Origin of the sequence: Phaeobacter sp. JH20_02 (genome assembly GCF_048056915.1) — a bacterium.
Classification (GTDB): Bacteria; Pseudomonadota; Alphaproteobacteria; order Rhodobacterales; family Rhodobacteraceae; genus Phaeobacter; species Phaeobacter bryozoorum.
The window spans coordinates 1-15,010 of the sequence record NZ_JAYMVP010000001.1; the positions used below are offsets into that span (position 1 = coordinate 1).

General features: G+C 60.1%; 15 protein-coding genes. 7 read left to right on the forward strand and 8 right to left on the reverse strand.

Annotated features, from left to right (window positions below; all coding sequences use genetic code 11):
- The first annotated feature begins 93 nt into the window (after positions 1-93).
- The 4 genes from xylF (at position 94) to VWY34_RS00020 (ending at position 3,869) form a co-directional block, all read left to right on the forward strand.
- Positions 94-1,119: a D-xylose ABC transporter substrate-binding protein gene (xylF, locus tag VWY34_RS00005; protein ID WP_340547579.1), complete on the forward strand. Its 1,026-nt coding sequence runs from the start codon at positions 94-96 to the stop codon at positions 1,117-1,119.
- A 117-nt stretch (positions 1,120-1,236) separates the two neighbouring features.
- On the forward strand, positions 1,237-2,538 hold the full coding sequence (locus tag VWY34_RS00010; protein ID WP_340547580.1) for a sugar ABC transporter permease: 1,302 nt from the start codon (positions 1,237-1,239) through the stop codon (positions 2,536-2,538).
- Entirely contained in the window at positions 2,535-3,317 is a 783-nt protein-coding gene (locus VWY34_RS00015; RefSeq protein ID WP_416535398.1) for an ATP-binding cassette domain-containing protein, read from the forward strand. The genes VWY34_RS00010 and VWY34_RS00015 overlap by 4 nt, the downstream gene beginning before the upstream one ends.
- Before the next feature lie 123 nt (positions 3,318-3,440).
- Complete coding sequence (locus VWY34_RS00020) at positions 3,441-3,869, forward strand: MerR family transcriptional regulator (RefSeq protein ID WP_416548965.1); 429 nt, start codon at positions 3,441-3,443, stop codon at positions 3,867-3,869.
- Here the strand turns inward: VWY34_RS00020 and VWY34_RS00025 are convergent, their stop codons facing one another.
- The 5 genes from VWY34_RS00025 to VWY34_RS00045 form a co-directional block, all read right to left on the reverse strand.
- Complete coding sequence (locus tag VWY34_RS00025; protein ID WP_416535400.1) at positions 3,870-4,238, reverse strand: type II toxin-antitoxin system RelE/ParE family toxin; 369 nt, start codon at positions 4,236-4,238, stop codon at positions 3,870-3,872.
- On the reverse strand, positions 4,222-4,497 hold the full coding sequence (locus VWY34_RS00030) for a ribbon-helix-helix domain-containing protein (protein ID WP_416548967.1): 276 nt from the start codon (positions 4,495-4,497) through the stop codon (positions 4,222-4,224). The genes VWY34_RS00025 and VWY34_RS00030 overlap by 17 nt, the downstream gene beginning before the upstream one ends.
- A 40-nt stretch (positions 4,498-4,537) precedes the next feature.
- Entirely contained in the window at positions 4,538-5,260 is a 723-nt protein-coding gene (locus VWY34_RS00035; RefSeq protein WP_416548969.1) for a tryptophan-rich sensory protein, read from the reverse strand.
- 76 nt (positions 5,261-5,336) lie between these two features.
- Positions 5,337-6,893 (reverse strand): cisplatin damage response ATP-dependent DNA ligase, encoded by a 1,557-nt coding sequence (locus VWY34_RS00040; RefSeq protein WP_416544916.1) that lies wholly within the window; start codon positions 6,891-6,893, stop codon positions 5,337-5,339.
- Entirely contained in the window at positions 6,893-7,906 is a 1,014-nt protein-coding gene (locus tag VWY34_RS00045) for a ligase-associated DNA damage response exonuclease (protein WP_416544918.1), read from the reverse strand. Before VWY34_RS00045 ends, VWY34_RS00040 begins: the two co-directional genes overlap by 1 nt.
- Before the next feature lie 203 nt (positions 7,907-8,109).
- On the opposite strand from VWY34_RS00045, the gene VWY34_RS00050 reads away from it, so the two are divergent.
- On the forward strand, positions 8,110-9,444 hold the full coding sequence (locus tag VWY34_RS00050) for an MATE family efflux transporter (RefSeq protein WP_416548971.1): 1,335 nt from the start codon (positions 8,110-8,112) through the stop codon (positions 9,442-9,444).
- An 11-nt stretch (positions 9,445-9,455) separates the two neighbouring features.
- On the opposite strand, the gene VWY34_RS00055 is transcribed toward VWY34_RS00050, so the two are convergent.
- Positions 9,456-10,433, reverse strand: a complete 978-nt coding sequence (locus VWY34_RS00055; protein WP_416544922.1) for a DNA topoisomerase IB — start codon at positions 10,431-10,433, stop codon at positions 9,456-9,458.
- 76 nt (positions 10,434-10,509) lie between these two features.
- The gene (locus VWY34_RS00060; protein WP_416544924.1) at positions 10,510-11,889 is read right to left on the reverse strand and encodes an NAD-dependent succinate-semialdehyde dehydrogenase; all 1,380 of its coding nucleotides are present in this window, start codon (positions 11,887-11,889) and stop codon (positions 10,510-10,512) included.
- 188 nt (positions 11,890-12,077) lie between these two features.
- Here VWY34_RS00060 and VWY34_RS00065 point away from each other — a divergent pair, with 188 nt between their 5' ends.
- Together VWY34_RS00065 and VWY34_RS00070 are read left to right on the forward strand one after the other, a co-directional pair.
- Positions 12,078-13,313, forward strand: coding sequence for a putative DNA modification/repair radical SAM protein (locus VWY34_RS00065; RefSeq protein ID WP_416544926.1), 1,236 nt, complete (start codon positions 12,078-12,080; stop codon positions 13,311-13,313).
- Positions 13,313-14,761, forward strand: coding sequence for a UdgX family uracil-DNA binding protein (locus VWY34_RS00070; RefSeq protein ID WP_416544928.1), 1,449 nt, complete (start codon positions 13,313-13,315; stop codon positions 14,759-14,761). Before VWY34_RS00065 ends, VWY34_RS00070 begins: the two co-directional genes overlap by 1 nt.
- Here the strand turns inward: VWY34_RS00070 and VWY34_RS00075 are convergent.
- Complete coding sequence (locus VWY34_RS00075) at positions 14,758-15,006, reverse strand: hypothetical protein (protein WP_416544930.1); 249 nt, start codon at positions 15,004-15,006, stop codon at positions 14,758-14,760. The two genes, VWY34_RS00070 and VWY34_RS00075, sit on opposite strands and share 4 nt — an antisense overlap.
- Positions 15,007-15,010: the final 4 nt, after the last annotated feature.

Consider the following 15,010-nt stretch of genomic DNA (forward strand, 5'->3'; position numbering starts at 1 on the left):
AAAAAAAATAATGTTAGGGATATCAGGACGGGCATGTGGCGTGGGGGGACCCGATTGCCGCAGCAGCCCGCAACGACCCGAGGGAGGAAAACAATGAAATTCTTGAGTGGAGTCTCCGCACTTGCCTTTGCCGCCACCGCGAGCATGGCCCTTGCCGAAGATGTGACCGTTGGCGTCAGCTGGTCGAACTTCCAGGAAGAGCGCTGGAAAACCGACGAAGCGGCGATCAAGGCTGCGCTGGAAGCGAAAGGTGCGACCTATGTATCGGCAGATGCACAGTCGTCGTCGGCCAAGCAGCTTGCGGACATTGAAAGCCTGATTGCACAGGGCGTGGATGCGCTGATCGTTCTGGCCCAGGACGCTCAGGCGATTGGCCCGGCTGTTCAGGCGGCGGCGGACGAAGGTATCCCCGTTGTTGCCTATGATCGCCTGATTGAAGACAGCCGTGCCTTCTATCTCACTTTCGACAATGTCGAAGTGGGGCGGATGCAGGCCCGGGCCGTGCTTGAGGCCCAGCCGAGCGGCAACTATGTGATGATCAAGGGCTCGCCCACCGATCCCAACGCGGATTTCCTGCGCGGTGGCCAGCAAGAGGTCATTCAGGCGGCAATCGATAGCGGCGATATCAAGATCGTTGGCGAAGCCTATACCGATGGCTGGCTGCCGGCCAACGCTCAGCGCAATATGGAACAGATCCTGACCGCAAATGACAACAAGGTCGATGCCGTTGTTGCCTCCAATGACGGCACCGCCGGTGGTGTTGTCGCCGCGCTGACCGCGCAGGGCATGGAAGGTATCGCGGTGTCCGGTCAGGATGGCGACCACGCTGCGCTGAACCGTGTTGCCAAAGGCACGCAGACCGTTTCCGTCTGGAAAGACGCTCGTGATCTGGGCAAGGCCGCCGCTGAAATCGCGGTGGAAATGGCCGAGGGCGCTGCCATGGGTGATGTCGCGGGCGGTGCCGCCTGGACGTCCCCAGCGGGCACCGAGCTGACGGCGCGGTTCCTGGAGCCGATCCCGGTGACCGCTGACAACCTGTCGGTTGTTGTCGATGCCGGCTGGATCACCAAGGAGGCGCTGTGCCAGGGTGTGACCAACGGTCCTGCGCCCTGCAACTAAGCAGCTGCTGAGAGTTTCTCGGCTACTTCTTTCTAAACCGGCGCGCGCCCTCAGAGGGTCCCGATTGGATCGGGCGCGCGTCCCCCTTTCACTACCGCTGATCACTGGAGTTCGGATATGACCGAAACCACGTCTCAGCCGATCCCCGAACAAAACAAGCGTGGCCTGTTCCAGCAATTGGAACTGGACGTCCGCCTATTGGGAATGATCGGTGCCTTTGTCATCTTGTGCATTGGATTCAACATCCTGACGGATGGACGTTTCTTGACGCCGCGCAATATTTTCAACCTCACCATCCAGACGGTCTCTGTGGCGATCATGGCCACGGGCATGGTCTTTGTGATCGTGACACGCCACATCGACCTGAGCGTCGGTGCGTTGCTGGCGACCTGCTCGGCCGTGATGGCTGTCGTGCAGACCGATGTGCTACCGGATATGCTGGGGCTTGGACTCAACCACCCGGCAACCTGGATCATAACCGTGGTGGTTGGCCTGACGATCGGCACCCTGATTGGGGCTTTTCAGGGATGGATGGTAGGTTTCCTGACCATTCCCGCCTTTATCGTGACCCTGGGTGGTTTTCTGGTCTGGCGTAACGTTGCCTGGTATCTGACCGACGGGCAGACCATTGGCCCGCTTGACAGCAGGTTCCTAATCTTCGGGGGCACCTCGGGCACGCTGGGCACTACGCTCAGCTGGGCCGTCGGAATCGTAGCCACGGCTCTGGCGTTGGTTGCCCTGTGGAACAGCCGCCGCGGCAAACAGGGCCATGGTTTCCCGGTGAAACCCGCCTGGGCGGAAGCGGTGATCGCAGGTGCGATTGCGGCGTCGATCCTTGGCTTTGTGGCCGTGCTGAATGCCTATCAGATCCCGGCGCGCCGTCTGGCGCGAATGATGGAAGCAGAAGGCGAAACCATGCCTGAGGGGCTGGTTGTCGGTTATGGCTTGCCAATCTCGGTGCTGATCCTGATTGCAACTGCCGTGATTATGACGATTATCGCCCGGCGCACCCGGTTTGGCCGCTATATCTTTGCCACCGGTGGCAACCCGGATGCCGCCGAGCTGTCCGGCATCAACACCCGTCTGCTGACGGTCAAGATCTTTGCCCTGATGGGATTTCTCTGTGCGCTTTCAGCGGTTGTGGCCTCGGCCCGTCTTGCCAATCACTCCAATGATATCGGGACTCTGGATGAGTTGCGCGTTATTGCGGCGGCCGTGATTGGCGGCACTGCACTGTCCGGTGGGTTTGGCACGATTTATGGCGCCATCCTTGGGGCGTTGATTATGCAGAGCCTGCAGTCGGGGATGGCCATGGTCGGTGTCGACGCACCGTTCCAGAACATCGTCGTGGGCACCGTGCTGGTTGCAGCCGTCTGGATCGATATTCTTTACCGCAAACGCGTGGGGGCCCGGATATGAGCACTGCAAAAGAGTTGCGCGCCGCAGGCGCCACGCCGCTGGTCGAGATGAAAGATATTTCGATCTCCTTTGGCGGGATCAAGGCTGTGGATCACGTCAGCGTTGATCTCTATCCCGGCGAAGTTGTTGGATTGCTCGGCCATAATGGTGCCGGGAAATCCACCTTGATCAAAGTGCTGTCGGGTGCCTACCAGATGGATTCCGGCGAAATCCGGGTCAATGGCGATAAGGTTGAGATCACCAATCCGCGTGATGCACGGTCGCATAACATCGAGACGATCTATCAGACATTGGCGCTGGCGGATAATCTGGATGCGGCCTCCAACCTGTTCCTGGGTCGCGAGCTGGTTACCCCGTTTGGTCTGGTGGACGATTCCGCCATGGAGGCCGAATGTCGCAAGATCATGAACCGGTTGAACCCGAATTTTCAAAAATTCTCGGAACCGGTTTCGGCTCTCTCGGGCGGTCAGCGTCAGTCGGTTGCCATCGCGCGGGCGGTCTATTTCAACGCCAAGATCCTGATCATGGATGAACCGACAGCTGCCCTTGGGCCGCATGAAACGCAGATGGTTGCCGAGTTGATCCAGCAGCTGAAGGCGCAGGGTATCGGTATTTTCCTCATTGATCACGATGTGAATGCGGTGATGGAGCTTTGCGACCGGGCTTCGGTCATGAAGAACGGTCAGCTGGTTGGCACCGTCGATATTGATGATGTCACCGATGATGACCTGCTGAGCATGATCATTCTGGGCAAGCGGCCCGGCGAAGCGGCGGCCTAAGTCGCGACGTCGATAATATCGGTTTGGAAGGGGCTGCCATTGGTGGCCCCTTTTCCATATCAGAATGGTTGCCCAGCCTATCGCAAAAACCTACATAAGATGTAGATTTTAGAAGGGTGATAGATGCTGACAATTGGGACATTGGGCAAGCGGACAGGCACGAAGGTGCAGACCATTCGCTACTACGAAGAGATTGGCCTTATGCCGGAGGCGGGGCGCACAGCAGGCGGGCAGCGTCGCTATGGCGAGAGTGATATGGACCGGCTTTCGTTCATCCGTCACGCGCGACAACTTGGCTTTGGTCTGGAGGCAATCCGGGAGTTACTGAACCTCGCGGATCATCCGGGTCAGTCCTGTTCTCATGCAGATTCCATTGCGCAGAGACAGCTGAAAGACGTCGCTGATCGGATTGCCCGGCTGGAGGCCTTGCAGACTGAACTACAGCGCATGATCCGTGAGTGTGCCGGGGGAACCGTTGCCGAGTGCCGGGTGCTGGAGGTTTTGCGGGATCATTCCGAGTGCCTGACAAATCATGATCAGATTGGCGCCTGATCAGGGCATCGGGTTCGTTTGCTCGTGGCCGAGCGCACGGAGCAACATCCGGCGTTGATGATCCTGACCCCCAAAGAACACCGCCAATACGCGTAGCTGCTGTTCGGCTTCGTTCAGGTCAAAATATAGAATGGCGCGCCCCTTTGTCACGCTGCGCAGTCCCGGAGCGATATCGCTGCGCAGGGTGCCCTGGTGCGGAGCGTTGCCCAGTGCCTCAATGGCCGCGTCAATCTCGTTCAGGCGGGCGGCTGCCCTGCTGAATGCGGTGTCCGGATCCTCGCCAAAGCCGATTGCCGCATCAAAGAGAAAGTCGAATATGGCGTCAAGATCCTGATCAATCGCCTCGGCGCGATCAACCCGAAAGACCATGTTCTGCCCGTTTGCGCGCCAGAAGATCGGCGGTCCTTCGACGCCCCTCAGTACCGCTGACAAAAGAGCCGTCGCGGCGCTCGGCGATCAATGCACGCAGGGCGGATGTCTCGGCGCGGCGGGCTTCCGTTTCTTCGCGTAGCAATTCCAGACCCTGCTGCAACACCGCGCTGAGGCTTGCATATCGCCCTTCTGCCACCAATGTGCGGGCAAAGTCGTCCTGTGCTTCGGTCAGGGAGATGGAGGCTTTTACACTCATTTGCGCACCTGAGGCTCTTGTGGGTGACTATGAGATTATACTACTCAGTAGTATTTATCAACCCGGCACCGGACAGGCCGCGCAGTGCAAGAGCGATCCAGCCGAGACCTGCCAAAGCAATAATGAGCCAATTATCGCTTCCCCATTGGTTAATGATAATCCCGCCGATGGCCCAGCAGATTGCGACGGTGTATGTCCAGGCTGAGGGGCTGTCTGCCTGGACCAAAAGCCCGACCGCCAGCGCCGCCGTCAGGCAGATTACGCCCGCCAATTGCGGGTTCATCAACCCATATCCTGGAAGAATGATACTGATGGATACCGCCGATGCTGCGGTCAGCCATCCGGCATAGAGCCCTACAGGACCGCGTTTCCAGACCCGATTGTTGCGGCCTGCGCGGCGCATAGCCAGGATCGCGGTGACTGTCATCGCGATGATCAGGATTGTGGCAAGGATGGGTGAGCTGTTCGCAACCCAAAGCCAGCACACCCCGATGGCCAGGCTGATAGAGAGGGGTTTTCGCATCTCATGCCATGTTGAGCCCTCCGGCGCGCGAAACGCGCCAAATCCGGCCCCAACGATCAGCCAGATGTAGATCACGATCCAGATTGAAAAGGCCGGACCGATGGGTTGAATGACCGGGTCGGGCTGTGGATAGGGCAGTTGATCAGCTGTATAGCCGGTAAACGGGTCGGTTATCAGCGGCGCGGCGGCAAAGGCTAGGGCAAGGGCCAGTGTAAGATAGGCCATGGACTGCTTGCTCATGATATCGAACTCGCTTTCGTATGTAGGCGCCAACTGAGGGCGGCATCTGTGGCTATTCCGATTTGCTTATCTAGTCTTAAAGAAAGCTCCGAAGCTCCTCCAATGTTCCCGCTTCTAACGCTGGTTTATCGGTCCGAATGCGATTGATACGGGGAAACCGCATGGCCAGACCACTTTTGTGACGGCTGGATTCATTTAGACCTTCAAAGGCCACTTCCAGGACCAATTCGGGCTTCACCGCGCGGACTGGGCCGAACCGGTCCGTCGTGTTGTTGCGCACGAAGCGGTCCAATTCCTTCAGCTCGGAATCGGTGAACCCGAAATAGGCTTTGCCGACGGGCACCAGCTTATCGCCGTCCCAGACGCCGAAGGTGAAATCGGAATAGTAGCCTGAGCGTTTGCCGTGGCCGCGCTGTGCATAGAGCATGACGGCATCGACCAGCATAGGATCGCGTTTCCATTTGAACCAGTTTCCGCGTTTGCGCCCCGCGATGTAGGCGCTGTCGCGCCGTTTGATCATGACGCCTTCGATTACGCCTTCGGGTGGGTTGGCGCGAAGAACTGCCAGATCCTCCCATGTGCCAAAGGTGAGCGGGTGAGAGATGTCGATACGCGGATCGTTCAGGTCCGCAACACAGCGATGCAGCCGGGCCTGGCGTTCATCCAATGTCCAAGATCGCAGATCTTCACCCTCCCAGAACAGCAGGTCGTAGGCGCGCAGCGCGGCGGGATGGCTTGCCAGCATGGTTTTGCCCACCTTCTTGCGACCAAGCCGTTTCTGTAAATCACCAAAGGGCGCGATGATGGTGTCGCGCTTAACCAGCAATTCGCCATCGAGCGTGCCGGTGAAGTTCAGCGCTTCAATGACGTCGGGAAAAGCGCCTGAGATATCCTCTCCGGTGCGTGAATAGAGCCGCCGGGTGCCGCCGTCATTCACGGCCTGCACGCGGATACCGTCCCATTTCCATTCTGCAATGAAGTCGCCGGGAGAGAGGCTGGAAAGGTCGTTCAGATCTGTACCTGTGGACAGCATAACCGGTCGGAACGGCGCGGCGGCAAGGCTTTTTGGTTTGTCACCCCCTTCGAGCCAGGAAAACAGTGGCAGGTAGGGCGGCGTCAGCCCATGCCAGAGCTCCTCGATTTCCGCGACATCGACCTCGCCATATTGTGCCAGGGCGTTGCGGGCCAGTCGGGCGGAGACGCCAACGCGCAGCCCGCCGGTGGCCAGCTTCAGGTAGGCATAGCGCTGCGACGGTGTCATCTGCGACAGGCGGCGGATGATCAGTGCCGGAAGCTGGGCCTTTGCGGTTTCGGACAGCTCCGTCACAGCCTCGGTCAAGGACAGATATGCCTCGCCGTCTGAGCGCGGCCAGATCAGGGCAACGGTCTCCGCCAGATCGCCCACGAAATCATAGGAGAGGCGGAAAAGTTCTGGGTCAGTCTCTTCCGCCACCAGACCGCGCAAAAGCGAAGGCGTCACATTGCGGAGTGATAGATCACCCGTAATCGCTGCGAGCGCATATCCCCGTTCAGGGTCCGGCATGGCTTGAAAGGCATGGAGCAGATGCGCCGTCTTACCGTTGCGAGACGGGGTAAAGGCGAGCTGCTCCAGAAGGTCTGCGAAGGCTTGCATCAATCTGCCTCCTCCTCATAGCCGACCAGCCGCAGGGGACGGGCGGCAATCTGGTTCAGCTCACACCAGCGAACCAAAGCATCCTCGCGGCCATGGGTCACCCAGACCTGTTTCGGGGCGAGTTCTCTGATGGTTCGGGTGAGATCCGGCCAGTCGACATGGTCGCTCAGTATCAATGGCAGCTCCACGCCGCGCTGCCGCGCGCGGGCGCGGACCTGCATCCAGCCACTGGCAAAGCAGATCACCGGATCAGGAAACCGCTGCGCCCAGGCCGCGGCAAAGGCCGAAGGAGGGCCGAGGATTATCTGCCCCTTAAAGGCGGCCTTGCCCTCCTTGGTGGTGGCCGGGCGCAATTCGCCGAGATCAATGCCCTGGGCGATGTGGTAGTCGCACAGGCGCTGAAGTGCGCCATGGATATAGATCGGCCGATCCCAGCCTGCCTGGCGCAACAACGCGATGACACGCTGTGCTTTGCCGAGCGCATAGGCACCCACAAGATGGCATCGCTCCGGCTGAGCAGCAACGGAGCGGAGCAGTTTTTCGATCTCGGACCGGGGGTCCGGGTGATTGAACACTGGCAGCCCAAAGGTGGCTTCGGTCACGAAAACATCGCATGGCGCGAGCTGAAACGGTGCACAGGCAGGGTTATCGACCCGCGCGTAGTCGCCGGAGACGGTAATGGCCGTGTTGCCGTCCTCCACGGTAACCTGACAGGAGCCAAGGACATGGCCGGCCGGTGTGAATGTCGCGCCGACACCCGCGATCGTCGTGCGATCATCGACTGGAACCGATGTGTCGCAAAACGCGTCGCCATAGCGGATCGCCATGATGTCCAATGTCTGCGGGCTGGCCCAGACCGTGCCATGCCCCGCGCGGGCATGGTCAGCATGGCCGTGAGTGATCAGCGCGCGGGGCACCGGGCGGACCGGATCAATGTAGAAATCACCAGCAGGACAATAAAGCCCATCGGGGCGCGGATGCAGCAGCTCTTCCGGTAGGCGTGGTGCATTCACGGCGCAGGATCCTTCATATTACTTCTAGGCGGTGTTCCAGGAAAGTTAAGCCAAACAGGGGTTTGGGCAAGGGGAGACCGTGCCGACGCTGGCGAGCCGACGTCTTGCCATCCAGTGTGGAACCATCAAGAGGCTCAGGCGTTTTGCCTGCTATGGCGCAGTTTCCTGCGCTGCCGCTATTACCCAACCCGAGGAGAAGGCCCGTGGCGCAGAAGGATTTAACACAGGGCACTGTTTCGCGCGCTCTTGCTGCGGTCTCCGCTCCAATGTCCTTGGGGATTTTGGGCGTGTTGAGCGTTGGACTGGCAGACGCGTATTTCCTCGGGCAGCTGGGGGAGGCTCCGCTGGCGGCCGTCGGGTTCATTTACCCGGTGACCACGGCGGTGACGTCTTTGTCCATCGGCCTGTCCGCTGGAGCCAATGCGGCGATTTCCCAGAGCCTGGGCCGGGGCGACAGCGAGGCAGAGACCAACAGGCTCTCGGTGCATGCGATTGTTCTGGGTATGGTTGTGGCGGTGCTGGTCGCGATCCTGTTTTATCTTGGTGCTGCCTCGCTGTTCTCTCTCATGGGAGCAGGGGGCGCCGTCTTGGACGAGGCGCAATCCTATGTGCCATTCTGGGCCCTGTCGTTTCCTTTTCTGGTCGGCATGGCGCTGTTGAATGCGGTGTTTCGGGCCCATGGCGACGGGGCAACCTCGGCGGTGATCATGCTGGTTGCTGTGGTGCTCAATATCGCGCTGGACCCGATCCTGATCTACGGGCTCGGTCCTGTGCCTGAGATGTCCACGGCGGGCGCGGCGCTTGCGACGGCTCTGGCGCGCGTCCTGACCTTGGTGGGAGCCTTCACTTATGCGCTGCGGATTGGCGTTATTCGTCCTCCGCAGGAATTCGCCGATGGCATTGTCAGCTCAATACGCGAAGTCGTCAGGGTCGGACTGCCGGCGGCCTTCTCCAATGCGATCAACCCCGCCGGTATGGCGATGGTCACCGCAGCTGCTGCCACGCTGGGCGATACGGTTGTGGCTGGGCTGGGGGCGGCTCAGCGTGTGCAGTCGGTCGCGCTGGTACCCTTGCTGGCCCTTTCTGCGGGCATCGGACCGGTCGTCGGTCAGAACTGGGGTGCAGATGAACGGGATCGTGCGCGGCTGGCGGTCTGGCGGTCCTGGCAATTCTGTATCGGTTACGGCTTGGCTGTCGCGCTTCTCCTGACGGTTCTGGCGCCTTCAATCGCCGGGCTGATCGCCTCGGACGATGGAGCGGCGCAGAAGACCGCGCAATATCTCCGCGTCGTCAGCTGGAGTTTTCTGGGCTACGGCGTCCTGGTGACAGCAAATGCCGCGATGAATGCCCGGTCCAAGGCGCTCTGGTCCATGGGGCTGAGCTTGATGCGGATCTTTGCGGTCTATGTGCCGCTGGCCTGGCTGGGGGTCTGGCTGTTCGGCTATGCCGGAATTCTGGGCGCTGCGGTCATTGCGAATCTGGCGGCTGTGGCGGGCGCTTATTATGTCGGCCGCAAGACGGGGCTGGTGGGTCAGTGAGGGCAGCCCGATCAGTTTGTCGTCAGTAGTTCGAGTAGTCTGCCTTCACCCATGCGAAGTCCGTCGATACTATGCCGGGTGAGCGATTTGAGCCGTGCGGTGCGCGTGTCGTCGGGCAGTTCGGCCAATGCGATGACCTTTGGGTGAATGTAGCTGTTGCGCGCCATGGTCGGTGTATTGTGCAGCCGCTCCGCCGCTGCCTCCGCCATGGCTGAAATCGTGAGCCTGGGGGCACGCAGCGCCGTGCGAAAGGCTGCATGGGTACCGTTCCAAGTGCGCAGCGTTTTGGCGGAGACGCCGTCACCGCAGAGGTTGGTCAGAACCTCCTGTACCTGCTCTGACCGGACGGCGCGTACGCTGCCGCCATCATCGAGCCAAGAGATGAGTTCGCGTCCGGGCAGGTCCTGTGAACGCTCCAATATGCGTTGCAGGGCCGCGCCCCGGATCGACTTCTCAACTGTCTTGCCGCCTTTTGCGGTATAGCGCAGATGTATCGACTGACCGGAGAACTCGATGTGCCGTTGGCGCAGGGTCGTGGCGCCGTAACTGCCGTTGTCCTCTGTGTACTGCGGGTTCCCAATCCTGAGTGAGCCGCGATCCATCAGGGCAAGGACAGCAGCGACCGCCGTTTCCTCTTCGCCTATGGTGCCGCTCAGCCTGTCGCTGATCCACCTGCGCAACTGCGGCAGGCTCTCGGCGAAACTGACCAAATTGTCGAATTTCTGTTCTGCCCGCAACAACTGCCACGCGGGATGGTAGCGATATTGCTTGCGATTGCGCGCGTCGCGCCCGGTGGCCTGCAGGTGACCATTTGCCAATGGGCAGAGCCAGACATCGGTATAAGCAGGGGGCACGCCAAGCCCGTTGAGCCGGTCCACTTCGGTACGGTCCCCGATGTGGCTGCCATCAGGCATATGATAGGAAAACCCGCGACCGCGACGTCGGCGCGAGATCCCGGGCTGATCATCCTTGCAATAGACCAGTTTCATCAGGTCGATCCACGTTTGGCGGGACTTCGGACTCGCAATGTGCGGGCCGCCTGTCGAGCAGGCGGCCCGAGTGGCGTCAGCTCATCACCATGACGGATTTTACATTCACAAATTCCTTCATGCCAAAGCCTCCATGTTCGCGGCCATAGCCGGAGTCCTTGACGCCGCCGAAAGGCATGTTGGGGATTGCCAGGCCAAATCCGTTGATGAAGATCATGCCGGTGTCGAAATGATCGCGGGCGAGGGCAATCGCCTTGTCCGTATCTTTTGTCATGATGCCACCGCCGAGACCAAATCGGCTGTCGTTGGCAATGCGCATCGCATCCTCTGCGTCCTCGGCGCGGATCAATGCGGCCACCGGGCCGAAGAGCTCGTCGTCATAGGCAGGCTGGCCCGGGGTCACGTTTTCCAGAACGGTCGCCGGATAGTAGAAACCTTTGCCCTCTGGCATTTCGCCGCCGCAGAGGATCTTGGCACCACCTGCGACACTGTCCTTGACCTGCTGATGGAGGTCATCGCGCAGATCTTTCCGTGCCATCGGTCCAATGTCGGCATCGTCACCCATCGGGTCGCCCGGGGTCACGTCTTTCATGGCGGCAACATAGGCGTCGCGGAATTCGTCGTAAATTGCGTCGACGACGACGAAGCGCTTGGCAGCAATACAGGTTTCGCCATTGTTATAGGTCCGCCCCTGTACGCAGGTCTGGACAGCTGCGTCGATGTCCGCATCTTTCAGGACGATGTAGGCATCGTTGGATCCTAGTTCCAGCACGGTCTTTTTCACCGCTTCGGCCGCCTTTGCGCCCACTTTGCGGCCGGCGCCATCGCTGCCGGTCAGTGTCACGCCGCGCACCAGGTTGTGGCTGATCAGCGCGTCCGACTGATCGTGGGAAATCACCAGAGCCTGGAACAGGCCCTTTGGCAGGCCCGCGCTTTCGTAGATCTCCTGCAGCATCTGGCCCGAGCCGGTTACGTTGGAGGCGTGTTTCAGAAGTACGCCGTTACCGGCGATCAAGCTCGCGATTGAGTAGCGCACCACCTGGTAGGCTGGAAAATTCCAGGGCTGGATGCCGTAGACGACACCAATGGGGGAATAGAAGATATGCCCTGTCTCGCCACCTTGGATATCGCGCTCTTCGGGGGCGAATGCCGAGGGGGCCTCTCCTGCACTGTAGTCGCAGATGGCCGCGCAGAGCTCGACTTCCTGATGGCTCTGTTTCAGCAGCTTGCCCATTTCTTTTGTCATCAGTTCGGCAAGCTCATCCTTGCGCTCACGCAGGGCGGCCCCGATGGCTTTGATGACCTTCGCGCGCTCTTCTACCGGGGTCTGGCGCCAGCTGAGAAAGGCCTCATGGCAGCTTTGTACTGCAGTTTCCATCGCCTCGTCGCTCAGCAGGGAATAGCTGTTGAGGGTTTCTCCAGTGGTTGGGTTCACGGTTTGAATGGTGTCGGACATGGTTGACCTTTCTCTCTGGCGGCAGGAGGGGAGTTCTTTGCCTATGGCTTGCAAGATCAACGTGGCTTGGTGGTTTGGGTTCCCGTCAATCGCCAGGACGTGAGGTCGCGGTTGTCTTTTGCTGGTTTGACCTAAGGTGCGCTGCTGGTTGGATTGCCTTCTTTGTGGTGGGAACATATATAGAACATATGACTCGACAAACGCTGGATCAAAAGCTCGCTATCCTCAGCGACGCCGCAAAATATGATGCGTCCTGTGCGTCTTCGGGATCGACAAAACGTGACTCCCGCGATGGGAAGGGCTTGGGCTCGAATGAGGGTACGGGCATCTGCCATGCCTACACGCCGGATGGTCGCTGCATCAGCCTGCTGAAGATCCTGATGACCAACTTTTGCATTTACGACTGCACCTACTGCGTGAACCGGGTGTCGTCCAATGTGCCGCGCGCGCGGTTTTCTGTCGATGAGGTTGTAAAGCTGACGATAGAATTCTACCGACGCAACTATATCGAAGGTCTGTTTCTGTCCTCCGGTATCATCCGGTCCCCGGATGCGACGATGTCAGATATGGTGCAGATCGCGCGAAAGCTGCGGCATGAGGAGAATTTTCGCGGATATATTCATCTCAAGACCATTCCCGATGCTGCCCCTGAATTGATTGCCGAAGCTGGGCTTCTGGCGGATCGGCTGTCGATCAATGTCGAGATGCCAAGCGATGCCGCCGTGCGTGAACATGCGCCGGAGAAAGATCCCGGCCAGATCCGCAAGGCGATGGGAGACGTCCGGATGCGCGCTGATGCAGCCAGGGAGGCGAGCTATACGGGCAGGCGTCCGCCGCGATTTGCGCCCGCAGGTCAGTCGACGCAGATGATCATAGGGGCGGATGGGTCAAATGATGCGACGGTGCTGGGGCAATCGACCCGGCTTTATGCAAGCTACAAATTGAAGCGCGTGTATTATTCCGCGTTTTCGCCCATCCCCGACAGTTCGGCCAAGCTGCCGCTGATCTCGCCACCGTTGCAGCGTGAACACCGGCTGTATCAGGCCGATTGGCTGCTGCGGTTTTATGATTTTCAGCTCGATGAGATCACATCGGCTACGTCGGATGGAAATCTGGATTTGCAGGTCGATCCCAAGCTGGCCTGGGCGCTGGCACATCGCGAGATCTTTCCGGTGGATGTGAACCGGGCCAGCCGGGAACTGCTGCTGCGGGTTCCGGGGTTCGGGGTCAAAACGGTCACGCGGATCCTCAGCACGCGACGGCATCGGATGCTGCGATACGAAGAACTGGTTCGTATCGGGGCCTCGATGAAGAAGGCGCGTGCCTTTGTCGTTGCTGGCGGGTGGACACCGGGCGGTTTGACCGACAGCGCGGATTTGCGGGCCCGGTTTCTGCCGCCGCCGGAACAATTGGCCCTGTTTTGATGTATCATGCCGAGATGCCCCTGATCGGGACGGCAGAGGCCTGGCGTCGGGCAGCGCGAGGGTTTCTGGCGCAGAATATCCCACCTGACGCCATCCTGTGGAACAATGAATGCGCCGCGCCGGGTCTATTCGCCTCAGAGGCGCGACCGCCTTCAGGCGGAGAGGTCCAAGTCCCGCGCAGCTTTGTTACCCTCGCCGATAAGGTTGTCTGGCATAGTGATCCAAACCGGTTTGCCTGGCTCTACGGGTTTCTCTGGCGCCTGCGCAGTGAACGCGGGTTGATGAGCGATCGGGCTGACGCGGATCTGGCGCGATTGCGCCAGATGGAAAAATCGGTGTCGCGCTGTCAGCACAAGATGAAGGCCTTTGTGCGGTTTCGGGAGTTGGGTGCCGCTGACGCGCTGCGCCGATCTTTTGCGGCGTGGTTTGAGCCGACACATCACACGGTGGAGCCGACCGCTACATTCTTTGCCCGCCGCTTTGCCGATATGGACTGGCGTATTCTGACACCTGACGTGTCGGCCATATTCGAGGGTGGGCAACTCAGGTTTGAACCGGGGCAGCCAAGGCCCGACCTGCCGGAGGATGCGAGCGAGGCGCTGTGGATCACTTATTTCCGCAATATATTCAATCCGGCACGGTTGAAGGTGCAGGCGATGCAATCGGAAATGCCCAAGAAGTATTGGCAGAACATGCCGGAGGCCGTCGCTATTCCTGACCTGATCGCCTCGGCCCCGGCGCGGGCGCGGGCGATGGCTGAGGCGGCGCCAACTCTGCCACCGTTGCGGGCTGTGCGGGTACAGGCCCGACTACCTGCGGCCAACCCTGTCTGGCAAGGAGCAGCTGGGGGTCTGCCGGAGGCCATCAACAGCTGCACGCGCTGCCCGCTCCACCGGTCGGCCACGCAGGCGGTGCCCGGTGAAGGGCCGACAGATGCCGCGTTGATGATCGTCGGCGAACAGCCCGGTGATCACGAGGATCTGGCGGGGCGTCCATTTGTTGGCCCCGCTGGGCAACTGTTCGACCAATTGGCCGCGGAGGCCGGTTTCCCGCGACAGGCAGCCTACGTCACCAATGCGGTCAAACATTTCAAATTCACGCCAAGTGGGCGCAGGCGGATACATCAGCGGCCCGATGGATCGGAGATCCAGCACTGCAAGATCTGGCTCCGGGCCGAGCTGGAACAGGTCCGGCCGCGGTTGGTCCTCGCGCTCGGTGCCACCGCGACGCAGGCTCTGTTGGGATCAGGTGCGGACATTCTGCGGCGGCGTGGCACCATCGAACATCGCGCCGACGGCACGCCGGTATTGATCACCTTGCATCCATCGTATCTGTTGCGGAGCCCAGATCCTGAGCAGCGCAGCCGTGACACCGAGAGCCTACGCGCGGACCTTCGCCTGGCTGCTGATTGGTTGCGCATAGATGCGGTGAAGCATCGGCGCGACTAATCCGTACTGGTCGTGCTGGTCGAGCCGGAGGCCGCAAGTCCCGCCACCAAGGCAAGCCCCAGCAGGCCCATAGCAGGTGCGATCATTGGGGCAAACTGGCCCACGACCGGCTCAACGAGCAGCAGACATTCGTCCTCTTCCGCATCCCGTTCATCCTCGCACTTCAGCTGATCATCGTCCTGCTGAACGGTCTGAGCAGAACCGGGTGCCCCGAGCAAAGACAGGACCATCAAAGTGATGATCATGAGG